Here is a 24,060-nt window from a genome sequence, read left to right on the forward strand (position 1 = left end):
CCTTTAAGTTATTTTTGTTTGCAAAGGTACACTTCTTACTATAAAAATTCGAAAATTATGCAAACAGAAAAAGTTGTAGATTACATCGTTAATTGGCTTAAAGATTATGCTACAAACGCTAAAGTTAATGGTTTTGTTGTTGGGATTTCTGGCGGAATAGATTCTGCTGTAACATCAACACTTTGCGCCAAAACTGGTCTAGATGTTCTGTGTATAGAAATGCCTATTCACCAAGCGGCTAGTCATGTATCTAGAGCAGAAGAGCATATTGCTCAACTTAAAGAACGATTTTCTAATGTAAGCGAAACTCGAGTAGACTTGACTCCAGTTTTTGAAGAATTTAAGACCGAGGTTAGCCTTGATGGAAAACAAGCCACAGTAGATATGGCACTTGCCAATACAAGAGCCCGATTACGCATGACTACATTATATTATCATGCAGGGCTATTAGGGTTATTAGTAGCTGGTACAGGAAATAAAGTTGAAGACTTTGGAGTAGGGTTTTACACTAAGTATGGTGATGGCGGTGTTGACTTAAGCCCAATAGCAGACTTATTAAAATCTGAAGTTTATGCCATTGGCGAGGTGCTCAAAGTGCCTGATTCTATAATGAAAGCAGCACCAAGTGATGGTCTTTTTGGAGATGCCCGTAGTGACGAGGATCAAATAGGAGCTTCTTACCCAGAATTGGAATGGGCTATGAAAATGAAAGACGAAGGAAAAACTTCTGAAGATTTTGAAGGACGCCAAAAAGAAGTTTTTGATATTTTTATGCGCTACAATAGATCAAACAAACACAAGATGATTCCAATACCAATTTGTGAAATTCCCAAAAATTTGATATAAAAAATGTTAAATTCATAATTTTTTCAAAAAATACTTACATTTTCAATTGTTTTGACTTTCTGTTTTTGTACTTTTGTTTAGTTAATACACACAATCCCCTTAAGAGCACACTTTTAATTAGTAATTACTAAAAATCACCGATTATGGCAAAGATACTATTGGTAGATAGTCATCCTGTTGTTCGAGAAGGACTAAAACAAACACTAAACAAAAACCCTGAATACCAAGTTGTTGGAGACTTGGGTAGTGGCGTTGAAATTTTTGAATTCATTAGAGAAAACGATGTAGACATCATTATTTCTGAAATTGATTTACCTGAACTCAATGGTATTACGGCTTTACGCGCTATTAAAAAAGAGCACAAAACCATTAAAATACTAATGTTTAGTCATCAACCAGAAGAAATCTACGCCATTAGCACACTTAAAGCTGGTGCATCCGGTTACCTATCTAAAAATGCAAATACAGCAAAAATAGTTGAAGCTGTTGACACTATAAACCAAGGAAAGGTTTATCTAAGTGAGAAAATGGACAAGCATTATAGGTATACAGATACCGCAAAAAGTAGAGCGCGTTTATTTAAGCGATTATCTACTCGTGAAACAGAAGTTCTTAAACTATTATCTATTGGTAAAAAGAATAAACATATAGCTACAGAGCTAGATATTAACGAAAAAACAGTTAGCACATATAAGGCGCGATTATTCAAAAAACTTAATGTAGATAATATTATAGACTTGGTTCACCAAGCTAAGCATCACGATTTGACTTAACCGCCAACTACTTTACCTAATTTTCTTGACAATAACATTTTAAGGCCTAGATAGTCTTTAACATCTTCCATTATAGTTTTACTATCTGAGTTTTCCTTTAGGGTTTCATCTTTAAAAGCAGCGACCTTTTGATCTATCAAGAAACAACGTAAACTCAAAATAGTCTGACTAACCAATTGAGGTATTGTATGTTCCTTTTCTTTTGGGATAATATTATTACGCTCCCAATCATGTAAGGCATACTTTTCATCATCCATTAAAATGCCTGTAACCATTGGTGCAATTTCTGGCTTAAGTTCCTGCATAAAAGTTTTGGTAGAAAAATCTTTTTCTTGGTTTAATCTGTCTATAATTGAATAGTAAAGCATTTTAAAATTAGCATCACTAAACTGCATTTCGTCTTCTTGTAAGTCCAAGTATATTTTTTCAAAAACTCGGGCTTCATGAACTACGGGTTCTAAGATTAAATCGCCAGAAACATCATCTTCTTTAAGCACTAAATCTTCAAATTTTTCGATTTTGTTACCGTAAATTAATAAGATTTCTATAATTTTTCGTTCTAACTCATACTGAATATCAACCTTACGAGTGGGTTTAGGCTCAGCTTTAACAACATCAAAAGCTTTGCGGTCTTGTTTGTGTTTTTTATTGGCTTCCTGAGATTCTTTTTTATTAATTTGAGCTAGTGTGCTAAACAATACTGACTCGCTTATATCCATAATACGAGCACATTCTTGAATATAAACTTCCTTTTTTATCTGATCCGGAATCTTTGCAATACTATTTACAATATCTCTAATGGTCTCTGCCTTTTTAATAGGATCGTTCTTAGTATCTTCAAACAATAATGAAGCCTTAAACTGTATAAAATCCTTAGAATTATCCGAGAGATAATCTGTAACCTCTTGAAGTGTATTGTTTTTAGAAAAACTATCTGGGTCTTCGCCATCTGGGAAAGTACAAACTCGGACATTCATGCCTTGTTCCAAAATTAAATCTATACCACGAATAGAAGCACGCATACCAGCTGCATCTCCATCAAAAAGCACAGTAATATTATTGGTCAATCGTTTTATTAAACGAATTTGCTCTGGTGTTAAAGCCGTACCAGAAGACGACACCACATTAGTAATACCACATTGATAAAACTGAATCACATCCGTGTAACCTTCTACCAGATAACAATTATCCTCTTTAGCAATGGTTTGTTTTGCAAAATAAAGCCCGTATAAGACTTTACTTTTATGATATATCTCACTCTCTGGAGAATTGAGGTACTTCGCTGCTTTTTTATCATTACCCAAAATACGACCACCAAAACCAAGTACACGACCACTCATACTGTGTATCGGAAACATCACTCGGCCTTTAAATCTATCAAAATGTTTTTCTGATTTTACAATGGTTAGTCCAGTACCTTCAAGGAATTCTATCTTATAACCATTTTTTAATGCGTCATCTGTAAAGGCTTGCCACTGATCTAAGGAGTAACCAAGTTGAAACTTCTTAATAGTCTCATCTGTAAAACCTCGTTCTTTAAAATAGCTTAAACCAATGGCTTTGCCCTTATCGGTTTTATGCATGATTTTCTGGAAATAGGCATTAGCATACTCGCTCACTAAATATAAACTCTCGCGTGTATTGGCTTTTTCTTTTTCCTCATCTGTACGCTCGGTTTCCTCAATCTCTATATTGTATTTCTTAGCGAGATACTTTATAGCTTCTGGGTAAGTAAAGTGTTCATGTTCCATAAGAAACGTTACCGCATTACCACCTTTGCCTGTTGAGAAATCTTTCCAAATTTGTTTTACAGGAGACACCATAAAACTTGGTGTACGTTCTTCACTAAAAGGACTTAAACCTTTGAAGTTACTTCCTGATTTTTTGAGTTGTACAAAATCGCCAATTACCTCCTCAACTCGGGCAGTCTCAAAAACTTGTGCTATGGAATTTTGTGAAATCAAGATTGAAATATAAACAGATTGTAAATTTAAGACAAAGTCTAGGTTTAAAAAATTTATGCTTAAAAAGTTATCCTTACCAGCAAATATGCTTCATTTTTTTAAGTTTAAATAATAACTTTATATTTAACTGACAGAACGTACTAAAGATAACTTCATCCCGTAAAGAAACAGAATATGGTGCCAAGCAGTAACCTTATAACTAGTTGTTCACAATCTATGCAACTAATTATAAATACCCACGTCGTAATCAATTATTAAAATGGAAATTTTAATTCGAAAACTTCTACCAAACGAATCAACTTCTTATAGAGAGGTACGCTTACAATGTCTGGAAAATTATCCTAAACACTTCACCACAAACTACAACGACGAAAAAACAAAAGAAAAACTATTTTTCCAACCATATATTGAACAATCAGATAAGAATAGTTTTGTTATTGGAGCATTTCATAACAACAGTTTAATAGGCATTTCAGGATTTAAAAGACATGAAAGAAAAAAAATTAATCACGGCGGCGTAATAATTCAAGTCTACGTAAAACCAGAATATCAAGGCAGAAACATAGGCTCAAATATTATAGCATCTACAATAGATGAGGCATTCAAAATAAATGGTCTTGAACAAATAGAAATTGGTGTCATATCAATCAATAAAAATGCCGAGAAATTATATAAGAAGATTGGCTTTGAAGAATTTGGATTACAAAAGAATTTTTTAAAAATTGATGACTTATACTATCATCATAAAATGATGATGATTTACAAGAAACATTATACCAAATAGATGACAGAATAAAATTTTACACGAAATTGAATAAATTGCCAATCAAAATACTACTGGCGAACAACCTACTAATTACATTTTATTATCTTGTAAGCTACATAGTATTAATACTTGGCTTAATTTAACCTGTGTCTACCTGTTTATTTAGCGGTAATACCAAAGTATATAAGTGACATTCTACGAAACAAAAATAAAGCATATAAAAAATAACTGCTTTTCTAACGACAAACAGATACAAACCGTAATAGGTATAAAGAATTATATTGATAATAATTATGAGTTTGATTTAAACTTAGATTTTTTATCACACATAAAGTTTATTTCTAAGTATCATATGTTACGATTATTCAAAAAATATTACGGACTAACACCAAGACAATATTTAATTGATAAACGTATCGACAAATCTAAAGAGCATCTGACAAATGGAATCTCTGTAACAGAAACGTGTTATGCGGTTGGGTTTGAAAGCTTAGGTTCGTTTAGCACTTTATTTAAAACTAGAACTGGAAAATCACCAATAGATTTTCAAAAAAAGAGCAACTTTCAAGAAGTGAGATAAATTTAAAGTTCTGAACTTCGAAGCTATAATTAAAAATATTAAAAAATGAAAGTAACCTTAATTAGCATTCCTGTTCGAGATCAAGAAAAGGCATTAAAATTCTATACTGAGAAGTTAGGTTTCTTAAAAAAGAAGGATGCTCCACTTGGTGGAGGTAATAGATGGTTGACTTTAGTATCTCCAGAATGGCAAGATGGCCCAGAACTTTTACTAGAACCTGCACCAAACCATTTTGAACCTTGCAAAGTGTTTCAAGATGCATTGATGGAAGCTGGATTTCCTTATACACAATTTGATGTTGACGATGTTGACGCAGAATATGATAGACTAGTAAAACTTGGCGTAGAATTTAGTGTAAAACCTACAGAAATGGGAACTGCAAAGTTTGCTGTATTTAATGATACTTGCGGTAATAATATTCAAATTGTTGAAATGCTATAAAAATAAAAAAACACAAAATGAAAAAAATCGTACCCTTACTAATCATAGCAATCTATATATCAAGTTGTAATGAGGTTAAACGTGACAACACATCTGACAAAGAATTAAATGAATTACGAACTGAACTTGATAGCTTAAAAAAAATGAAAGCTGATACACCAAGTATTACAGAATCACAAATTGCAACATTTTTGACATTTCAAGATAATAATGCAGAAAACGCAATGAATTTTTACGTGAAATTGTTTAATAATTCAGAGATTATTAACGTACAAAGATGGGGAAAAGATGCTCCTGTTGAAGAAGGTAAGATAATGCACGCGACTTTTAATCTAGATGGAAATTTATTTATGTGTAGTGATAGTCCGCCTATTCACGATTGGGATTTTTCACCTGCTGTTTCCAATTACATTGAATGTAAAAGCGAAAACGAACTTGAACACTTATTTTCAAAATTATCTGAAAACGGCAATGTGACTATGCCATTGAACAATTATGGCTTTAGCCAAAAGTTTGGGTGGGTAATTGATCAATTTGGTGTTTCATGGCAATTAAATTTAAAATAACAAAGATGTTATGTTAACAGATATAAACCCAAAATTACCAATGCGTAATAAAAATGCTACTAAAGCATTTTATACAAATCAACTAGGATTTAAAGAACTAGGTAGTGAAGATTATGAAGGCTACTTAATGATTAGGAAAGACCAGATTGAAATTCACTTTTTTGAATTTAAATCACTTGACCCTAAAGAAAACTATGGCCAAGTTTATATTAGGCTAGATAACATTGATGAGTTTTACCAATCGTTATTAAATAATACAACTAAAATTCATCCAAATGGTCCGCTACAAATAAAACCATGGGGACAAAAAGAGTTTTCAGTACTTGATCCCGATAGCAATCTATTAACTTTTGTCCAAAGTGTTTAAAAGCCTTAATCCATAATCTAGACTAAGGCTTTTTAAACTCAAAATATTGATTGATTTAGTCTAAGTCCCAACGAAGTCCTAATGAAATATTATTCTGTTCAAACGCTTGGTCTTTAAATAATGGACTTAAATCGTACTTAGCATAGATGGCTAAGTCACCCCATCCAATATAACCACTAAGACCGTAAACAAAATTAGAGGCATTAAAGTTTCGCTTTTGCTTATCTTTTACGCGGTCACCATCAGCATCTTCATAGACTAATTTTTGCATTGACCCCAAACGAACACCTCCATATCCACCTAGTCCAATTCTAAACTTATTATCTGTAAAATATCGTACGCGATTACTGTACTCCCTTTTTGTAGATGGACCAAACTCAAAATGTACTGGCAATACCAAATTAGTAACTCTAAACTTAGCACTCTTTAGGTTTGACGGAAAATCTTGAAGTGTGGTCTGGTCTCCATTTTCAACAAAGTATTTGTTGTTTTTGATGTCTAACTTATTCCACTGAAATGAGAATCCGTAATTTAACCTTGCAAAATTTGAGTTTTTAAATAGACGTGTTTGCCATACCCAACCCAATTCTACGAATCCAGAACCTCCTAATTTATAAGGCGAATCATCTAAGCCTTGACCATCACCGATAGCGTTATTAAAGCCAAGTGCAAAAACCATTCTGTTTGTGGTACGAAGATCGTATTTAGGTGGTTTTCTTTTTCCTGATTTTATAGAAAACCCTATTCTGCTTCCATCCTCTCTATCTGCGACAAAACCTATGTAAGATGAGTTTTCACTGTCTAGGTTCTCCGCATAAGGATTTCTTTCTACCAATGCTATTTTTTTATCGATAATCGCTAATCGATCTTCAATATTTGCGGCTCTCTTTTTTGCAGCTTCTTTTTTTAATCTTTCAGCTTCTCCTGCAGTAATTTTTCCCTCATCAAGCTGTCTGTTTATACCTTCAATATCAGCTTTTAGAAAATCACGTTCTTGAGTTTCAATACGTTTTTTCTCAGCTTTTAAATTATCAATTTGCATGCTTTTATAAGCAGCTGGACTATTCTTTAATGAATCCTTTTTGGTTTCATTATTCTTTTCTTGAGCACTAATATTGCTTACAAATAAGCATAGGACTAGTGCTACAACATATTTTGTAATTGTTGTCATTGTTCGTTTTTTTAATTAATGATTTAGGTTTTTTGTTCCTTTTTTGATTGATTATACTCTAATTATTACGCTCGGCAACTGCAGTTCTTACCTTTTTGTAATTGTCTTTTAAGGTTTCGTAAATACGAGTTCTAAAAGATTGCCCCATTGCCTCTTCAACGTCTTGAAGTAGCGCGTCTGCATTAACGACATTAGAACTTTTCTTTATTGCTTTGTCCATAAGTAATTCTCTATTTGCAACCTTTAAAAGTGAGTCTATTTGTTGATCTGTAACTGTGCTTTTATTTTTTGATTTCACCTCTTGTATCACACTAGCTACAGAATTTAATTCTACTTTTAATTTTGGTGTCATCAAATCTTGAGGTGTCTTTATAAGCTCCAAATTATCTGTTCTTTGTGGCGCTTGTTTTTCAACTTTGGCCATATCGTTTGTTACAGATTTAGGGATAACCTTATTAATCGTTTTAACTTGATTCACTTTTTCCTTAATAACAGTTTTTGGTGCTTCAGTTTGGGTTTCTACTCCTTTAATAGTGTTATCTTTTTCTGTAGCAACGATATCTTCGGTTACAGTTTTATCAGTATCAATGATTTTTTCTTCAGCTTTTGGCTGTATTGCATTCTTAATTTTATCTTCAACTATAGTATTGTCTATTGAAGTTTCATCTTGTTGTCCAAAATATGATATGGATACAAAAACCAATGCTGCAATACTTGCTGCAATACCAAACCACCAAAAAGATGCTTTTTTACTACGCTTATCATCAGCATCTAACTGCTCTGATAGCTTAGACCATGCTTCGGCAGACGGTGTAACCGTGCGCTGCTCTAGCTTGTCTTTTATTTGTTCTTCAAATTTAATTGGTGCCATAACTGGTCTTATTTAAGTCTTTTATTTTTTGCTGAAGCAATTGTCTTGCTTTATATAATTGCGATTTTGATGTGCCTTCAGAAATCTGGAGCATCTCAGCAATTTCATAATGTTTATATCCCTCAATGGCGTACATAATAAACACCATTTTGTAACCCTCTGGCAAACTATCTATCAAGCGTTGAATTTCTGCAACTTCGATATTAGAATTAATACTATCTGCTGAATTTTGTTTAAAATCGACCTCTTCTACAGGAAACTCTAACTGCTTTTTGCTTCGTAAAAACGAAATCGATTCTCTAACCATAATGCGACGTATCCAACCTTCAAAACTACCTTCACTTTTAAAGCTTTTTAAATGCTTAAAAACTTTAAAAAAACCGTTAAGCATTACCTCTTCGGCTTGATGCACATCTTTAACATAATAACGACATACACTTAGCATTTTTGGCGCATGTAACTCATACAATACATGCTGCGCTTCGCGATTATTTTTCGCCGCTTTTGCTATGAGTTTTTTTTCGTTGTTATGAAGTTGAATGACTTTCATTCTGCTTTCTGCTTGTGATGGTTTGCACTTCTATTTATAAAGACGCAAATAGTTTTATTTTGGTTGCCTGAAGATAAAAATTATTTATTTGAATTAGCGGAACACTAATGAAATCAACACTTTCTAGGCGAAAATTATTTTTTGCGTTCTATAACGTAATTGACCATTAAGATTAATGAAGCCTTAAATTCAGATTCTGGATAGCCCTCCAATAAGTCCAAAGCTTCTTTTTGAAAGGTTATCATTTTCTTCTCAGCATAATCCAATCCACCTTTTTCAATTACAAAAGTAATGACTTCTTTAACGCGCTTCTTGTCTTTATTATGATTCTTTACAGAATTAATCAGCCAAGACTTTTCCTTTTTTGAAGCATTATTCAGTGCATATATTAAAGGTAAAGTCATTTTTTGCTCTTTAATATCAATGCCTGTTGGTTTTCCTATTTTGGTTTCGCCATAATCAAATAAATCGTCTTTAATCTGAAATGCCATACCTATGAGTTCACCAAACTTTCGCATGTTTTCAACCTCTGGTGAATTTGGTTTTACTGAAGCTGCACCAAGGCTACAACAAGCAGCAACTAGCGTTGCCGTTTTCTGGCGGATGATTTCGTAATATACATCTTCAGTAATATCTAGTTGACGTGCTTTTTCAATCTGAAGCAACTCGCCCTCACTCATTTCTCTCACAGCTACAGAGATAATTTTGAGTAAGTCAAAATCGTTATTATCAATTGATAACAGTAATCCTTTTGATAATAAATAATCACCAATAAGAACAGCTATTTTATTTTTCCAAAGTGCATTTATAGAGAAAAATCCTCGACGTCGATTACTATCATCTACAACGTCATCATGAACAAGTGTAGCAGTATGAATCAACTCAATTACAGATGCCCCACGATAGGTACGCTCACTAACTTGCCCATTATTCATCATCTTAGCCACAAGAAAGACAAACATAGGTCGCATTTGTTTTCCTTTTCGGTTTACAATATAATGGGTAATTCTATTGAGAAGTGCTACCTTACTTGACATAGCGAGTTGAAACTTTTGTTCGAAAAGCTCCATTTCGTAAGCAATGGGTTGTTTTATTTGTTCGGTAATTTTCACTATAGTACAAAGATACGACCTAATCTATTTTTGGACTAGTATTTATGTCTTATTTGCTAATTGCCCACAAGCAGCATCTATATCTTTACCGCGACTTCGACGAACAGTCACCGTAATATTATTAGCTTCTAAAACTGACACATACATATCTATAGCTTTTGAATTGGCTTGCTGGAACATGCCGTCGTCAATTGGGTTGTATTCTATAAGGTTGACTTTACTTGGTGCAAATTTGCAGAATTGCACCAGGGCATCTACATCTTTTCGTTGATCGTTTATACCATCCCAAACCACATACTCATAGGTTATTCTATTCTTTGTTTTAGAATACCAATATTGTAAAGCTTCTCGTAAGTCATTTAAAGGAAACGTAGCATTAAAAGGCATAATAGACGTACGAACCTCATCAATTGCCGAATGTAAGGATACTGCCAACTTAAATTTTACCTCATCATCAGCCATTTTCTTAATCATCTTAGGCACTCCGGATGTAGAAACCACTATTCGTCTTGGCGACATGCCTAAACCTTCATCAGATGTAATTTTATCTATAGCCTTGATGACGTTTTTATAGTTCATCAAGGGTTCGCCCATTCCCATAAAGACAATATTGCTTAAAGGTCTGTCGTGATATAAACGGCTTTCATTATCAATGGCTACAACTTGGTCGTAAATCTCATCAGGATTAAGGTTACGCATACGCTTTAGGCGAGCTGTAGCGCAAAATTTACAGTCTAAACTACAGCCAACTTGAGAAGACACACAAGCTGTTGTACGTGTCGCTGTAGGTATAAGAACAGACTCTACAACCAAGTCATCATGAAGTCTTACAGCATTTTTAATAGTGCCGTCTTCACTTCGTTGCATTTGGTCTACACGAATATGATTAATTACAAAGTTATCCTCGAGCATCTGCCTCGTTTTCAAAGAGATATTAGTCATATCCTCAAAACTATGCGCAGATTTTTGCCATAACCACTCATACACCTGATTACCACGAAAGGCTTTGTCTCCGTTATTAACAAAAAACTCACGAAGTTGATCTTTGGTTAATGCGCGTATGTCTTTTTTCTTAATTTCCATTAGATGCAAAAGTAGTGAAAAGCAAATAAGCGTTTTCATTAAAAAAGCCTCTTAAACATTACCCTAAACGCTTAAGAGGCTTTACATTTTATATAATTATTACTAGATGATTAACATTGCATCACCATAAGAATAGAATTTATATTTTTCTTTTACTGCTTCTGCATAAGCTTCTTTCATAAAATCATGACCTGCAAATGCAGAAACCATCATCAATAAAGTTGATTTTGGTGTATGGAAGTTTGTAATCATACAGTTAGCAATACTAAAATCGTATGGCGGGAAAATAAACTTATTGGTCCAACCCATATAAGGATTCAATGTTCCGCTTGAAGACACAGAACTCTCAATAGTTCGCATTGACGTTGTACCCACAGCACAAATACGTTTCTTCTTTGCTTGACCATTATTAATAATATCTGCTGCAGCTTGTTTGATTTCAATCTCTTCGCTATCCATTTTATGCTTAGACAAATCTTCAACCTCAACTGGGTTAAAAGTACCTAAACCAACATGCAATGTTACTTCTGCACGCTCTACACCTTTAATTTCTAAGCGCTTTAATAAATGCTTTGAAAAATGTAAACCAGCTGTTGGTGCAGCAACTGCACCTTCTCTACTCGCAAAAATCGTTTGATAACGCTCTTCGTCCTCTGGCTCCACTTCTCTTTTGATGTACTTTGGTAATGGTGTCTCTCCTAGCTCAGTTAATTTTGTTCTAAAATCACTATAAGATCCGTCATATAAAAAACGTAATGTACGGCCTCTAGATGTTGTGTTATCAATGACTTCGGCTACTAAAGTTTCATCGTCACCAAAATATAATTTGTTTCCAATTCTAATCTTACGTGCTGGGTCTACCAATACATCCCAAAGACGTTGATCTTGATTTAATTCTCTTAATAAGAATACTTCAATACGAGCGCCAGTTTTTTCTTTATTACCATAAAGTCTTGCAGGAAACACTTTAGTATTGTTTAAAATCATCACATCACCTTCATCAAAATAATCGATAACATCTTTAAACATTTTATGCTCGATTGTTTGGTTTGCTCTGTCTAAAACCATTAAACGCGACTCATCTCTATGCTCAGCAGGATGCTCGGCTAGTAATTCTTCTGGAAGGTCAAAACTAAAGTGTGATAATTTCATGTATAACTGTTATTTTTTTGAATTCGCAAATATACAATCTCGAGATAGGGGTTGTCAAGTAAACTGGCAATTATTTAATCTGAAAACCAATATGTGTCAAATCTCTCCAAAAATCAGGATAAGATTTAGATACTACATTTGCCTCTTTGATTAAGATTGAAGTCTTTAAAGCCAATGGCGCAAATGCCATAGCCATACGGTGGTCCTTATAGGTTTCTATTTCAATTTCAGAATTAATGGTATCGGAAACATCTAAAACCAAAGAATCATTAGTCACCGAAATATTTGCCCCTAATTTGGACAATTCATTTTGAAGCGCAACTAATCTATCTGTTTCTTTAATTTTAAGTGTATGAAGCCCTGTCAAATGACAACTTAACCCTAAACCAAAGGCCGTTACAGAAATGGTTTGCGCAATATCTGGTGCATTACTTAAATCAAGATTGATTTTGGAGTTTTTATCGACAATTGATGTTTTACTTAGCGTGATATTATTTTCTGAATAAGAAGTCTCTACCCCAAACTGCCTGTATATTTCTCCTAAAATAGAATCACCTTGAAGCGAGTCTTTTTTATAAGACGATAATTCTATTTTGGCACCTACTTCGCTTAACGCAACAATACTATAAAAATATGATGCTGAAGACCAATCTGATTCAACAACAAGGGTTTCTGACTTGAGTTTACCTTGCTTTGGTTTTATAGTGATAACATTTCCTTCAAATGAATTTTTTACACCAATTTGGTCTAATAAACTCAGTGTCATTTTTATATATGGGACGGATGTAATCTTTCCCTCTAAAATTAGCTCTAGCCCATTTTCTAGACTTGAGGCAATTAATAACAATGCCGAAATATATTGACTACTTACATTAGCTTTAAGTCTCACTTTATGTTTAGTCAACTTCATTCCTCTAATTTTTAATGGTGGAAAACCATCGTTTTCTAAATAAGAAATATCAGCTCCTAAAGCAATTAGTGCATCAACCAAAATGCCTATCGGGCGCTCTTTCATTCTTGCCGAGCCAGTTAAAGTTGTCTCTCGTCCTTCTTTAATTGAAAAATAAGCTGTTAAAAAACGCATGGCAGTACCTGCATGATGTATGTCTACTAACTGTTCATCTGACGCTAAGGCTTTTTTCATTAAACTAGAATCATCAGAATTGGACAAATTCTCAATCTTAATATTAGGGTAAAGTGCTTGAAGAATCAGCAATCTATTGGCCTCACTCTTTGAGCCCGTTATTGCAATCTTTGATAATGCTTTTGTATACGTTTTTTGTAAATGTAATGTCATATAAAATAAACTCCCGCCGAAGCGGGAACAAATTTACTTTAATTTCTCGTTATTGTGATGCCTATCGTGATCGCGTTTGGCCTTTTTATCCATCTTTTTATCAAAAGCTGATTGCAAATCGATACCAGTTTGGTTTGCCAAGCATAAAACAACAAAAACCACATCAGCTAACTCTTCGCCAAGATCTTTGTCTTTATCACTCTCTTTTTCGCTCTGCTCTCCATAGCGTCTTGCTATGATACGTGCTACCTCTCCAACTTCCTCTGTAAGTTGCGCCATGTTTGTTAGCTCGTTAAAGTACCTAACACCATGTTCTTTTATCCAACTATCTACTGCTTTTTGAGCGTCTTTAATATTCATAATCTATAGTTTTGAAAGCACTATTTGCTCTGCTTGCTTCTCAACAACCTTACCATAAAACTCTTTAAATACAGAGTAATCTGAAGAATCTATAATTGGGGATTTTAAATCAAACTCCGTACTTAATTGTATAAAGTTACCATTTTGCTTAGCTACAAACGTATACTTTACGGCACCTTCTTTAAATTCCATAACTTCACTTTTAGGCAAAGCTTCTACTTTGTAGCCCTGAGGTAACATAATATTAACTTTATACTTGTCCTTAAGTGGCATTTTAAAATCTATAGGATATTTTCGTTCATCTAACTTAAAAGGATTCTCTTTTTCTGCCATAAACAATAATGGGCTAAAATATAGTTTACCACCAATATCATCAACAGCATCATTAAGATTGTAATTGTATGAAATTGAGAAAGCTCCATTATCCTTTACATCCATTTGCGTTTCAGAAATCTCTATAGCGCCTTTATTTTTTTCCAATAACTTTAATTGGTCATCTTTACTTAAACCAATATATTCTTTTTTGTATCGAAGTGCTAAGTTAGAGGTAATCATTTGTCTTACTTTGCCTGTAATACTTAAATCTTCTTCTAATTTGACATTTAGAGAGGTAGATTCTTGAGATTGTTTACTTGGCATTAAAGACACCCAACTAGAAGAGCCATCATCTTTAATTAATCGTCCTTGCCAATTAAGAGCCCGCTCCGGAAGCACATTTAATAAACCGTATCTCTCAGTAGCGTCAATTAAAACATATTGTCCTTGGTTCTCTACCATACAGATGACATAATTAAACCCTTTTCTTGTAGGATAAAGTGGAATACCATTATTCTTGGTACTCACCAATACAGGGTTTGCATCAACACCTTGCGACTTAAGCATTGCAATAAGCAACAAATTTATATCCGCTACGTTGCCTTCTCCTTCTTTATAGGCATCTTTAGTGCCTTTGTATGCCGAAACACCATAATAGCCATTCCATTTAACTTTAGTCTTGACATAATTAGATAATAATGCTGCTTTATGGAATGGATCATCTATACCTGCGTTAATAGATGCAATGTCATCTTCAAAAAAATTAGTTCTCTTTATTTGGTCACCAAAACTAGGGCGCTTATAAATAGTCTTGGATACTTTTTCCCATGAAGAAGAGAATGATTTTTCTGGAGCTCCAAATTCATTAAGAAAAGCTACTAATTCAAAGCTCATCTTTGAGGTATAATTATCCATATTTCCAGCAAATGCTTCTTCTTTTATTGCCGGTACATTTACATCAGACAGAGTGATTATATCTTCAAAATAATCATCTTTTGTTTTAGTTATTGCTGCTCGAGTCCATCTCACATCTGAGCCATTAGAACTTGTCGTTGTATATGACTTTTTTTCTCTACTCAATTTTGATTTAGGAAAATAAAATGCATTTGGGTTGCTTAATCTGTTGTATTTAAAAAACTGTGGTGTCGCAACTCTTATCTTAAGTGTATTAATAGGAATACTTTTTTGTAATTGAACATCATCTATTTGATAAAATGGAGATGCGATAGTGTAAATATATTCTATAACACATCCATCTTGTACATTAGGCATAGTTAACGTATTAATTTCTGTAAAGTCATTATATTCTTCTTCAAAAATACCATCTTTTCTAAGCTTATCTTTATTAACCTTACCTCCTTCAAGATTATAAGTATATCCTTTTATATTTGTGACATTTTCTTTTGAAGCTCCAGAACTTCCCTTATATAAATAGATTTTTTTTGTCGCCCAATCGTAACCTTCTTTATTATATATTTTTATACGTTCATGTACTTCTCGCTTTTGAGTAAAACCATTAGACTGTGAGAATGTGAACGAAATAATTTCGCTTTTGAATAAAACAGCAGCATTAGCAGAAGAATCTATAGTATGTACTTTTTCTTGTAATTCCTCTTTTGAAACTTTGCCAAATTTAAAGTCTTGAGCTTTTGCATTAAATACAAATGCAACTAAAGCGATAAGTGTTAAAAGTTTTTTCATTTTTTGAAAGATTATATGGATTGGAATTTAATTAACTTTAAGTACAATTTTAGTTTTATCGAGTTTTACAATCTGCTTTTTAAAATCTCTAAAAGCACTGTAATCTTCTTTACTATAATTGCCTTTATTCATTATGTGAGTTCTTGAATATTTTAATTTACTGCTATCAATCTGCTCTATTTTGTATTCGTAAAAACCAAATTTAGATTCTACTTTTTCACCTTCTCCCATAGCTTCAACAACTATTCCTTCTGGTAAATCAATGATAAATTCATCTACATCTTTGTAAGCACGTTGGAGTTTAAAATCTAAGTTTCGCTTTTCGTATCTCGGCGGAATATTTGTCATTCTATTAAACATATTGGGCATTAAGATTAATCGATTACCACTTTTTGACGCATAATTAGACGCTTTTAAAGCTATCGTTTCTTTAAGAACCACTCCATTCTTATCATTATTAATGTCAATTGACAATACTTCTAAGTTATTAATATTGTCCCAATACTCTTTATAGTTTAATTTTTGGTCTCTCAAAGATTGATTAACAACATGTTCGTGCAAACTATATTGATATCCAGTAGTTTTTACTTCTACTTGAGCAGATATATCGCCAGTTGCGGTTATGTTAATATTTGCAGTTGTTATTTGCTGACTATCCTCAGCGTTATAAACTTTGGTATGCGTTATTTTTCCGCCTTCAGGTGTTACTAAAAGTACATCTCTATCATCAGTAAAACCTGCAGTAAAACCAAAAGGATTGGTTTGACTTGTACATTCCAAGAAGATATTTTCTTCATTATGTGGCACACATAAAATAACGTGATTCCCTTCAGTTACCGAAAACTCACTATCTATACTCTTTATATCGTTATCTCCCCAAACCACAGTGTAATATGAAGGTACTCCAACCGCTTCTAAAAGTGCTTTTGTATAATTAGTTAAACCTTTACAGTCAGAATATCCTAATTTATCTACATCCATTGCATCCATAGGTTTCCACCCGCCAATACCTACTTGCACACTTATATATCTAGTTTTGTCTTGCATGTATTGGTATACTTGCTTTGCTTTTTCTAGATTATCGGTTGTATTTGCTGTCAAAGCTTTCACCTCATCAATAGCAGATTGTGGTATTGCATCTGTTCCAGTAATTAATTTGTTATACATCCATTTTCCAAAGTCTTCCCAATTATTGTTTTCACCTTTAACGCCTTCCATATTAAAAGTGCTTAATGCAGATTTTAAGCTAGGCACAATATTAGAAATCCCAGGATTGTATGCTTCGTACTTAATACCGCTTAGATTTTCAGCTTTTACATGAATATCAGATAAGGCTTCTATATTGTAAGTGTCAAAATTCTCTGATTTTGTTCTGATTTTTACATCGGAATTATTGATGATTTTGTATTCCGAATTTTCAACAGATACATAATAATCATCAATAGGACGCCATTGCGGAACAAAAGCTGTACTCTTCATTTGCACTTCTGAGACATATTCAATGGTATAAGGGTACTTGACAGGCGTATAGCTCAAATATTTTACACGACTGTCTGAATATAAAGTACCACCACTAACTGCGCTTTGGTCCGAAAAATCTCTAAGCTTAAATTTTTTAATCTCTTCGCCAGATTCGTTATAAATCCGAGCTTCCATTTTCTTAATCTTAGTGTTACCATCATAGCCTTCAAAGGCATTTTGATGGCGATTACCATATTCATTGAACACAGTTACAATACGTTTTGTAGTAATATACATATCGTCAAAATCATTGATTTCAACAATTTGCTTATCAAACCTCACAACTGCATTGGCTTTAATTTTTAGACTTATTGGTATTGTACTAGCTTTATAATCTATGTCTGACTGGGAGGAGGAAACTGCAAACAAAAGAGAAAAGACACAGACTAAGAGTGCTTTTATATACTTCATTTAAAACATAATTGGAGAACAATATACCAATTGAAAAGTAATAAATCAATAGGTCAATGTAAATTTATTCTTACACTTTATCTTTACTATCTATTATAATGGTAACTGGTCCGTCATTAAGCAGTTTAACCTTCATATCCGCACCAAACTCTCCAGATTGGACAGATTGACCAAGACTGTTTTGTAATGTTGCTATGAAATTTTCATATAACGGAATTGCCACATCAGGTTTTGCAGCCTTAATATAACTAGGGCGATTGCCTTTTCTTGTACTTGCGTGGAGTGTAAATTGACTCACTACTATTACATCTCCTTTAGTGTCTTGAATAGATTTATTCATCACCTTATTTTCATCAGGAAAAACACGAAGCCCAATAAGTTTGCGACATAACCAATCAATATCTTCTTGCGTATCTTCTTCAACAATACCCAGAAGCACCAACATACCATTACTAATGGATGCCACTATTTTTTTATTTATTGTTACTGAAGCTTCTGAAACACGTTGAACAACTACTTTCATAATTTAATTCTCTTCCCAATTATCTGTTCTATAATGTTCGTCCTCTCCTTCTAAAATTTGAAGATAACTCCTATAACGTGAATATGAAATTTCATCATTTTCTAAAGCAGCTTTAACTGCACATTTTGGCTCTTTAAGGTGTAGACAATTATTAAATTTACAATCTTGCTTAAGTGCAAAAAACTCCGGAAAATAATCTCCTATTTCTTCTTTTTCCATATCCACAACGCCAAAGCCTTTGATACCTGGTGTGTCAATAATTTTGGCATCGAAACTTAAATCAAACATCTCTGCAAAAGTAGTTGTATGTTGTCCTTGCATATGCTGGTTCGATATCTCTTTTGTCCTTAAATCTAAAGAGGGTTCAATAGCATTAACCAAAGTAGACTTACCAACTCCTGAATGTCCGGCAAACATACTCACTTTACCTTCCATCAGTGTCTTTACTTTATCTACATTCTTTCCTGTAGCAGCAGATATTCCTATACACTCGTATCCAATCTTTCTATATATGCTTGCTAAATATTTCACTTCTAAAATAGTCTCTTCATCATAAGCATCAATCTTATTAAATAGTAAGACAGTTTTTATGCTATAAGCTTCCGCAGTGACTAAAAAGCGATCTATAAAACTGGTAAATGTTGGTGGATTATTTATGGTAACCAACAAAAACACTTGATCTACATTAGAAGCTATTATGTGCGTTTGTTTTGAAAGGTTTACAGATTTTCTAACAATATAATTTTTTCGCTCTTCGATGCGCTTAATAACACCCGTTTCTGTATTATTCTTAGTTTCTACATCAAACTCAACAATATCTCCAACAGCAATTGGGTTGGTGCTTTTTATACCTTGTATTCGGAATTTACCCTTAATACGGCACTCATAAAACTTCCCGTTAGGTGTTTTTACGGTGTACCAGCTTCCTGTTGATTTGTATACTGTTCCTGTCATTGAGTAATTAATAATAACAAAGTAACAACTTTTAACTAAAAAAGAGTTTACTTTAATCCCATAAAACAAAAACCAACAAACATGAAAAAAAATTATTTATTTATTGCAGCTATCGCAGTAGGGCTCGTTTCATTTTCTTTTATTAGTAACGAGAATTCTAATGAAGAAAAAGCAGTAGCTCAAGTAGAGTACAAAGTCGTTACAGTTGTAGAATCTATTGTTCCAAATGGTTTGGGGCGATCTAGAATGATTTCAGCTAACGAAACCAAAGATTATAAAGAATATACCACTACTAGATCTGGAGACAAGGATAAAGACGAAAAAAACAAATCTAAAAGAGGTGACATACGTATAAAGGATTATGAAGAAACCAAGCTATTAAACTTTTATAACTTAGGTGGAATTCGCTTTCAAAATATTGCTGCAAATGATGCAATTATGACTTCTAAAATTAACAGTATGATATCTGAAGGTTGGGAAATAGCTTTTATAAACACTGGTGTTGAGAGTGTCGGTGGAAAAGGAGATAATAAGGGTATTTTTATTACTCGCTATACATTTAAGAGAAGTCTTTAATTTTACTTTATATATCTACAAAAAAGGCTCGCAAATTGCGAGCCTTTTTTAATTATTGATAATCTTTTCTTGATGGTTGATAGATTCTTGATGAATGGCTTTAAATACGCGAAGTATAAATTCTTCACTTAGATTTTTCTCCTCACCTTGAAGAATCATTTTTCCTAAAATCTCATTCCAACGTTTAGATTGTAATACAGCTACGTTATGGTCTTTTTTAAGTTGGCCAATAGCGTCAGCAATATTCATACGCTTACCAAGCATTTCAATTAACTGATGATCTACCACATCGATTTGTGTTCTTAACGTGTTAATATTATTTCTAAACTCCGCTGCCTCGCCAATCTCTTTACGAATGCGTAAATCTTCAGTATACTTTACTAAAGTTTCTGGCGTAATCTGTTGTGCAGCATCACTCCAAGCTTTATCTGGATTGTGATGCGTTTCTATCATTAAGCCATCGTAATTTAAATCTAATGCTGTCTGACTTAATTCGAAAATGATATCACGTCGCCCAGCAATATGTGATGGGTCTAAGATTAGTGGTAAATCTGGAAAACGGTTCTGCAAATCGACTGCAATCTGCCATTCTGGGTTATTACGATATCTCGTTTTTTCATACGTAGAAAATCCTCTATGAATGACACCCAAATTCTTTACATCAGCCGTGTAAAAACGTTCTACTGCACCTAACCATAACGCCAAATCTGGGTTTACTGGATTTTTAATCAGTACCGTTTTATCTGTCCCTTTTAAAGCATCTGCAATATCTTGAACAATAAATGGGCTTACAGTCGTACGAGCACCAATCCAAAGGATATCTATATCATGTTTTAAAGCCAAATCTACATGGTTAGCATTTGCAACTTCAGTTGTTGTCAACAAGCCTGTTTCTTCTTTTGCGCGTTGCATCCATTTAAGTCCAAGTGCTCCAACACCTTCAAAATTTCCTGGTCGTGTTCGAGGTTTCCATATACCTGCCCTAAAAACAGTCGCATCACTATCTTTTAATTGGTGTGCTATTTTTAACACTTGCTCCTCAGTTTCAGCACTACACGGCCCAGCAATAACTAATGGATGTTCTAACCCAAAGGCATCCAACCAATTTCTTAGTTCCTTTTTATTTTCCATATTTTCTTTTTCTTATTCTCTATTTAATTCCGTTAAGAATTTGTTTTATATAATTTGTTGATTCCATTTCTCGATAGACCGATTGAAAATCATCCTTTTCCATAAGGCCTTTGAAATGCTTTAAGTTATTTATGTATTCATCTAATGTTTCAATAACATTAGTTTTATTTTGTTTAAATATTGGTGTCCACATTGCTGGCGAACTTTTTGCCAACCGGACTGTGCTCTCAAAACCACTACCAGCCATATCAAAAATATCACGTTCGTTTTTTTCTTTTTCAATCACAGTTTTGCCTAACATAAATGAGCTAATATGTGATAAGTGCGATACATAAGCAATATGTTTGTCATGTGCCTTAGGATTCATATATCTAATACGCATGCCTAAGTCTGAAAAAATTGCTAAAGCTTTCTCTTGAAGCTTAAAAGCTGTTTCTTCAACCTCACAAATGATATTTGTCTTATTTTGAAAAAGCCCTTTGATAGCTGCACTTGGTCCCGAAAATTCCGTTCCTGCAATAGGATGCGCAGCAAGATAATTTCGTCGGTTAGGATGATTTTTAACCTTAAGACAAATATCTTCTTTTGTTGAACCCACATCAAAAACAATTGTATTTTCTGAAATGTTATCTAAGATTTTTGGCAAAAGGTCTAAAGTTACATCAACAGGAATAGCCACAATAACCAAATCGGAATTAGATATCTCGTTTAAAGACATAGATTTATCAATCACCTCAAGAGCAATAGCTTCCTCTAGATGGGCTTCATTATTATCTATACCATAAATTGTGGTATCTGGGTATTTAGCCTTTATATCTAAAGCAAAACTTCCTCCAATTAATCCAACACCAATTATAGTAACATTCTTCATTTTACTTTACTCTTGCTATAGCTTCTTTAATTACTCCTTCTTCTTCACATATAGAGAATCGTACATAACCCTCACCGTTGCTACCAAAAACAGTTCCCGGTGCAATGAAAATACTATGTTCTTTGAGTACTAAATCCGTAAACTCTTCACTCTTAAGGTGTGGTGGTAACTTTGCCCAAACAAATAATCCTGCTGTATCCTCATTATATGTGCAGTTTAATGCCTCCGCTAATTCCCATACCAGCTGACGACGCTTTCGGTATATACTATTTAAACTTTCGAACCACATCTGTGAACTAGTCAATGCTTCTACAGCGCCTTTTTGGATGCCATAAAACATCCCAGAATCCATGTTGCTTTTTACTTTTAAAACCGCATTGACATAATCATAATTACCAACGACCATTCCTGCACGCCAGCCAGCCATATTAAAGGTTTTGCTAATAGAATTAAGCTCTAAACAGACATCTTTAGCTTGCCTATATTGCAGTATGCTTTTGGGTTTATTATTGAGTATAAAACTGTAAGGATTGTCATTAACAATAAGGATATTATGGCGTTTACCAAAAGCAATTATATCATCATAAAACTTATGTGGTGCATTAGTTCCTGTTGGCATATTTGGATAGTTAATCCACATGATTTTTACCTTGCTCAGGTCCATGCGTTCAAGAGCTATAAAATCTGGCAACCAATTACTATCCTCTTTTAAATCGTAAAAAATAGGTTCTGCTTCTAATAATTTGGTAACACTAGCGTAGGTTGGATAACCTGGATTTGGAATTAAAACCGCATCACCTTTATTTAAAAAGGCCATAGAAATGTGCATAATACCTTCTTTACTTCCCATTAGTGGCAGTATTTCTGTCATAGCACTTAAATGTACGTTGTAATGTGTTTTATAGAAATCTGCAACTGCATCTCTAAACTCTGGAATACCCTGATAACTCTGATATTTATGAGCGCCCGCATGATTTAAGCTTTCTTCTAAAGCCATAACAGCTTTTAAAGGTGGATCTAAATCTGGACTACCAATTCCTAAATTAATTATGGGCTTACCTTGTGACTTTAAAAAAGCTACTTCTTTAAGTTTTACTGAGAAGTAGTACTCTTCTACCTGTTTAAGTCGGTTTGCTACTTCTATCATGATTTTCCGTTTTTATATTCGCCTAAAATCTTGAAATTTTCTGCCATAATATTTACTATAGATTTTGCTTTATTATAATCTGAATATACATCAAAAGTAACATCTATAAAAAAAGCGTATTTCCATGGGGTATTAATTTTTGGTAAAGACTGAATTTTAGTAAGGTTGAGTTTACAATCGCTTAGTACATTAAGTATTGCGGCTAGGCTTCCTCGCTTATGGTTTAACTCAAACTTTAAAGATGCTTTATTGATTTCTGCTTTAACTATTTCGCTTTTATTTTTTCTAACAATCACAAAACGAGTTTCGTTATGTTTTATGGTCTGAATACTTCTTTCTAAAATTTCTAAATTATATAATCTAGAAGCCGTTTCACTAGCAATTGCAGCAATTCCAGATATTTTATCTTCTGAAATCGTTTTGGCAACATCTGCAGTATCTCTTGTTTCTACTAACTTGATATTTGGGTACGACTTAAAAAACTCCTTACATTGTAATAACGCCATAGGATGCGAATGTACTTCAGTAATCTCTTCAATACTTTGACCCGCAAATGCCATTAAGTTATGTTGAATATCTAAATAATACTCTCCTATAATTTGCAAATCGTTTGTATCAATTAGTGCATAATTTGGAATGATTGAACCTGCTATTGAATTTTCGATTGCCATGACAGCAACATCAGTTTTGTCTTCTAATAAACTATCTACAAGTGCATCAAAAGTCATACACTCTTTAAAAGAATCCACATCATCAAAATATTGTTCTGCCACACTGTGGTGAAAAGACCCTTTTATACCTTGAATAGCTATGTTGTTTATTTTATTCATTTCCCAAAGAGATAATTTGTATGCAAAAAAAAAATCTCGATTTTCATCGAGACTTTTATTTTATATGTTTTAAATACTACATACTAAGCCTCGTATCTTTTGCTAAAAAAGAAGTAAAACCAGTTATAATATGTTGTATTTATTTGCATTGTTAATTATATCGTTGGCTAATGTAACCAAT

Annotated in this window: 25 protein-coding genes; 8 read left to right on the forward strand and 17 right to left on the reverse strand. The window is 33.4% G+C overall.

The genetic code is table 11. The features are described from left to right. Window positions 1–57: 57 nt before the first annotated feature. Both nadE and Q0770_RS12750 read left to right on the forward strand, forming a co-directional pair. Window positions 58–846 carry an NAD(+) synthase gene (gene nadE, locus Q0770_RS12745; RefSeq protein ID WP_299117605.1) on the forward strand — a complete coding sequence of 263 codons (789 nt, stop codon included), beginning with the start codon at window positions 58–60 and terminating at the stop codon, window positions 844–846. A 143-nt stretch (window positions 847–989) separates the two neighbouring features. Next, complete coding sequence (locus Q0770_RS12750) at window positions 990–1,619, forward strand: response regulator transcription factor (RefSeq protein WP_299117606.1); 630 nt, start codon at window positions 990–992, stop codon at window positions 1,617–1,619. Here Q0770_RS12750 and dnaG read toward each other — a convergent pair. Next, the gene (dnaG, locus tag Q0770_RS12755) at window positions 1,616–3,583 is read right to left on the reverse strand and encodes a DNA primase (protein WP_299117607.1); all 1,968 of its coding nucleotides are present in this window, start codon (window positions 3,581–3,583) and stop codon (window positions 1,616–1,618) included. The genes Q0770_RS12750 and dnaG overlap by 4 nt on opposite strands. A 259-nt stretch (window positions 3,584–3,842) precedes the next feature. Between dnaG and Q0770_RS12760 the strand changes: the two genes are divergently transcribed. The 5 genes from Q0770_RS12760 (at window position 3,843) to Q0770_RS12780 (ending at window position 6,303) form a co-directional block, all read left to right on the forward strand. Then, window positions 3,843–4,367: a GNAT family N-acetyltransferase gene (locus Q0770_RS12760; RefSeq protein WP_299117609.1), complete on the forward strand. Its 525-nt coding sequence runs from the start codon at window positions 3,843–3,845 to the stop codon at window positions 4,365–4,367. Window positions 4,368–4,536: 169 nt separating this feature from the next. Beyond that, window positions 4,537–4,929 (forward strand): AraC family transcriptional regulator, encoded by a 393-nt coding sequence (locus Q0770_RS12765; protein WP_299117611.1) that lies wholly within the window; start codon window positions 4,537–4,539, stop codon window positions 4,927–4,929. 45 nt (window positions 4,930–4,974) lie between these two features. After that, window positions 4,975–5,370, forward strand: coding sequence for a VOC family protein (locus Q0770_RS12770; RefSeq protein WP_299117613.1), 396 nt, complete (start codon window positions 4,975–4,977; stop codon window positions 5,368–5,370). A gap of 17 nt (window positions 5,371–5,387) precedes the next feature. After that, window positions 5,388–5,936: a VOC family protein gene (locus tag Q0770_RS12775; RefSeq protein ID WP_299117615.1), complete on the forward strand. Its 549-nt coding sequence runs from the start codon at window positions 5,388–5,390 to the stop codon at window positions 5,934–5,936. Between the two features lie 10 nt (window positions 5,937–5,946). Further along, on the forward strand, window positions 5,947–6,303 hold the full coding sequence (locus tag Q0770_RS12780) for a VOC family protein (protein WP_299117617.1): 357 nt from the start codon (window positions 5,947–5,949) through the stop codon (window positions 6,301–6,303). A 55-nt stretch (window positions 6,304–6,358) separates the two neighbouring features. Here Q0770_RS12780 and Q0770_RS12785 read toward each other — a convergent pair whose 3' ends face one another. The 12 genes from Q0770_RS12785 to rsgA all read right to left on the reverse strand — a co-directional run bounded on the left by Q0770_RS12785 (window position 6,359) and on the right by rsgA (window position 19,324). Further along, the gene (locus tag Q0770_RS12785) at window positions 6,359–7,474 is read right to left on the reverse strand and encodes a hypothetical protein (RefSeq protein WP_299117619.1); all 1,116 of its coding nucleotides are present in this window, start codon (window positions 7,472–7,474) and stop codon (window positions 6,359–6,361) included. A gap of 58 nt (window positions 7,475–7,532) precedes the next feature. Further along, window positions 7,533–8,345: a hypothetical protein gene (locus Q0770_RS12790; protein ID WP_299117621.1), complete on the reverse strand. Its 813-nt coding sequence runs from the start codon at window positions 8,343–8,345 to the stop codon at window positions 7,533–7,535. Continuing rightward, on the reverse strand, window positions 8,332–8,895 hold the full coding sequence (locus Q0770_RS12795; RefSeq protein WP_299117622.1) for an RNA polymerase sigma factor: 564 nt from the start codon (window positions 8,893–8,895) through the stop codon (window positions 8,332–8,334). The genes Q0770_RS12790 and Q0770_RS12795 overlap by 14 nt, the downstream gene beginning before the upstream one ends. Window positions 8,896–9,029: 134 nt before the next feature. Further along, complete coding sequence (locus tag Q0770_RS12800) at window positions 9,030–10,007, reverse strand: polyprenyl synthetase family protein (RefSeq protein ID WP_299117624.1); 978 nt, start codon at window positions 10,005–10,007, stop codon at window positions 9,030–9,032. 42 nt (window positions 10,008–10,049) lie between these two features. Continuing rightward, a complete protein-coding gene (gene rlmN, locus Q0770_RS12805; protein WP_299117626.1) occupies window positions 10,050–11,090 on the reverse strand; it encodes a 23S rRNA (adenine(2503)-C(2))-methyltransferase RlmN in 1,041 nt (346 codons plus the stop codon). 102 nt (window positions 11,091–11,192) lie between these two features. Then, window positions 11,193–12,242, reverse strand: coding sequence for a tRNA preQ1(34) S-adenosylmethionine ribosyltransferase-isomerase QueA (queA, locus tag Q0770_RS12810; protein WP_299117627.1), 1,050 nt, complete (start codon window positions 12,240–12,242; stop codon window positions 11,193–11,195). A 70-nt stretch (window positions 12,243–12,312) separates the two neighbouring features. Continuing rightward, complete coding sequence (locus tag Q0770_RS12815; protein WP_299117628.1) at window positions 12,313–13,539, reverse strand: 3-phosphoshikimate 1-carboxyvinyltransferase; 1,227 nt, start codon at window positions 13,537–13,539, stop codon at window positions 12,313–12,315. 33 nt (window positions 13,540–13,572) lie between these two features. Further along, entirely contained in the window at window positions 13,573–13,899 is a 327-nt protein-coding gene (locus tag Q0770_RS12820) for a nucleotide pyrophosphohydrolase (RefSeq protein ID WP_299117629.1), read from the reverse strand. A gap of 3 nt (window positions 13,900–13,902) precedes the next feature. Beyond that, window positions 13,903–15,915, reverse strand: coding sequence for a transglutaminase domain-containing protein (locus Q0770_RS12825; RefSeq protein WP_299117630.1), 2,013 nt, complete (start codon window positions 15,913–15,915; stop codon window positions 13,903–13,905). 27 nt (window positions 15,916–15,942) lie between these two features. After that, the gene (locus tag Q0770_RS12830; protein WP_299117632.1) at window positions 15,943–17,847 is read right to left on the reverse strand and encodes a DUF3857 domain-containing transglutaminase family protein; all 1,905 of its coding nucleotides are present in this window, start codon (window positions 17,845–17,847) and stop codon (window positions 15,943–15,945) included. 70 nt (window positions 17,848–17,917) lie between these two features. Continuing rightward, the gene (gene dtd, locus Q0770_RS12835) at window positions 17,918–18,370 is read right to left on the reverse strand and encodes a D-aminoacyl-tRNA deacylase (RefSeq protein ID WP_299117634.1); all 453 of its coding nucleotides are present in this window, start codon (window positions 18,368–18,370) and stop codon (window positions 17,918–17,920) included. A gap of 3 nt (window positions 18,371–18,373) precedes the next feature. After that, window positions 18,374–19,324, reverse strand: a complete 951-nt coding sequence (gene rsgA, locus Q0770_RS12840; RefSeq protein ID WP_299117635.1) for a ribosome small subunit-dependent GTPase A — start codon at window positions 19,322–19,324, stop codon at window positions 18,374–18,376. 81 nt (window positions 19,325–19,405) lie between these two features. Here rsgA and Q0770_RS12845 point away from each other — a divergent pair, with 81 nt between their 5' ends. Then, the gene (locus Q0770_RS12845; protein WP_299117637.1) at window positions 19,406–19,900 is read left to right on the forward strand and encodes a hypothetical protein; all 495 of its coding nucleotides are present in this window, start codon (window positions 19,406–19,408) and stop codon (window positions 19,898–19,900) included. Window positions 19,901–19,948: 48 nt separating this feature from the next. Here the strand turns inward: Q0770_RS12845 and Q0770_RS12850 are convergent, their stop codons facing one another. From Q0770_RS12850 to Q0770_RS12865, 4 genes are read right to left on the reverse strand one after another with little or no spacing between them, the layout of a single operon-like run. Further along, window positions 19,949–21,031 carry a bifunctional 3-deoxy-7-phosphoheptulonate synthase/chorismate mutase type II gene (locus Q0770_RS12850; protein ID WP_299117639.1) on the reverse strand — a complete coding sequence of 361 codons (1,083 nt, stop codon included), beginning with the start codon at window positions 21,029–21,031 and terminating at the stop codon, window positions 19,949–19,951. A 19-nt stretch (window positions 21,032–21,050) separates the two neighbouring features. Continuing rightward, window positions 21,051–21,902, reverse strand: coding sequence for a prephenate dehydrogenase (locus tag Q0770_RS12855; protein ID WP_299117640.1), 852 nt, complete (start codon window positions 21,900–21,902; stop codon window positions 21,051–21,053). 1 nt (window position 21,903) lies between these two features. Next, window positions 21,904–23,049, reverse strand: coding sequence for a pyridoxal phosphate-dependent aminotransferase (locus Q0770_RS12860; protein WP_299117642.1), 1,146 nt, complete (start codon window positions 23,047–23,049; stop codon window positions 21,904–21,906). Then, the gene (locus Q0770_RS12865) at window positions 23,046–23,879 is read right to left on the reverse strand and encodes a prephenate dehydratase (RefSeq protein ID WP_299117643.1); all 834 of its coding nucleotides are present in this window, start codon (window positions 23,877–23,879) and stop codon (window positions 23,046–23,048) included. The genes Q0770_RS12860 and Q0770_RS12865 overlap by 4 nt, the downstream gene beginning before the upstream one ends. Window positions 23,880–24,060: the final 181 nt, after the last annotated feature.

The sequence above is a fragment of the uncultured Winogradskyella sp. genome (assembly GCF_947501905.1).
GTDB lineage: Bacteria > Bacteroidota > Bacteroidia > Flavobacteriales > Flavobacteriaceae > Winogradskyella.

Excerpts from the sequence above, each read along its gene's own strand:
- nadE (WP_299117605.1), top strand. The coding sequence starts at position 58 with ATGCAAACAGAAAAAGTTGTAGATTACATCGTTAATTGGCTTAAAGAT.
- Q0770_RS12750 (WP_299117606.1), top strand. The coding sequence starts at position 990 with ATGGCAAAGATACTATTGGTAGATAGTCATCCTGTTGTTCGAGAAGGA.
- Q0770_RS12760 (WP_299117609.1), top strand. The coding sequence starts at position 3,843 with ATGGAAATTTTAATTCGAAAACTTCTACCAAACGAATCAACTTCTTAT.
- Q0770_RS12770 (WP_299117613.1), top strand. The coding sequence starts at position 4,975 with ATGAAAGTAACCTTAATTAGCATTCCTGTTCGAGATCAAGAAAAGGCA.
- Q0770_RS12775 (WP_299117615.1), top strand. The coding sequence starts at position 5,388 with ATGAAAAAAATCGTACCCTTACTAATCATAGCAATCTATATATCAAGT.
- Q0770_RS12780 (WP_299117617.1), top strand. The coding sequence starts at position 5,947 with ATGTTAACAGATATAAACCCAAAATTACCAATGCGTAATAAAAATGCT.
- Q0770_RS12785 (WP_299117619.1), bottom strand. The coding sequence starts at position 7,474 with ATGACAACAATTACAAAATATGTTGTAGCACTAGTCCTATGCTTATTT.
- Q0770_RS12790 (WP_299117621.1), bottom strand. The coding sequence starts at position 8,345 with ATGGCACCAATTAAATTTGAAGAACAAATAAAAGACAAGCTAGAGCAG.
- Q0770_RS12795 (WP_299117622.1), bottom strand. The coding sequence starts at position 8,895 with ATGAAAGTCATTCAACTTCATAACAACGAAAAAAAACTCATAGCAAAA.
- rlmN (WP_299117626.1), bottom strand. The coding sequence starts at position 11,090 with ATGGAAATTAAGAAAAAAGACATACGCGCATTAACCAAAGATCAACTT.
- queA (WP_299117627.1), bottom strand. The coding sequence starts at position 12,242 with ATGAAATTATCACACTTTAGTTTTGACCTTCCAGAAGAATTACTAGCC.
- Q0770_RS12815 (WP_299117628.1), bottom strand. The coding sequence starts at position 13,539 with ATGACATTACATTTACAAAAAACGTATACAAAAGCATTATCAAAGATT.
- Q0770_RS12820 (WP_299117629.1), bottom strand. The coding sequence starts at position 13,899 with ATGAATATTAAAGACGCTCAAAAAGCAGTAGATAGTTGGATAAAAGAA.
- Q0770_RS12825 (WP_299117630.1), bottom strand. The coding sequence starts at position 15,915 with ATGAAAAAACTTTTAACACTTATCGCTTTAGTTGCATTTGTATTTAAT.
- Q0770_RS12830 (WP_299117632.1), bottom strand. The coding sequence starts at position 17,847 with ATGAAGTATATAAAAGCACTCTTAGTCTGTGTCTTTTCTCTTTTGTTT.
- dtd (WP_299117634.1), bottom strand. The coding sequence starts at position 18,370 with ATGAAAGTAGTTGTTCAACGTGTTTCAGAAGCTTCAGTAACAATAAAT.
- rsgA (WP_299117635.1), bottom strand. The coding sequence starts at position 19,324 with ATGACAGGAACAGTATACAAATCAACAGGAAGCTGGTACACCGTAAAA.
- Q0770_RS12845 (WP_299117637.1), top strand. The coding sequence starts at position 19,406 with ATGAAAAAAAATTATTTATTTATTGCAGCTATCGCAGTAGGGCTCGTT.
- Q0770_RS12850 (WP_299117639.1), bottom strand. The coding sequence starts at position 21,031 with ATGGAAAATAAAAAGGAACTAAGAAATTGGTTGGATGCCTTTGGGTTA.
- Q0770_RS12855 (WP_299117640.1), bottom strand. The coding sequence starts at position 21,902 with ATGAAGAATGTTACTATAATTGGTGTTGGATTAATTGGAGGAAGTTTT.
- Q0770_RS12860 (WP_299117642.1), bottom strand. The coding sequence starts at position 23,049 with ATGATAGAAGTAGCAAACCGACTTAAACAGGTAGAAGAGTACTACTTC.
- Q0770_RS12865 (WP_299117643.1), bottom strand. The coding sequence starts at position 23,879 with ATGAATAAAATAAACAACATAGCTATTCAAGGTATAAAAGGGTCTTTT.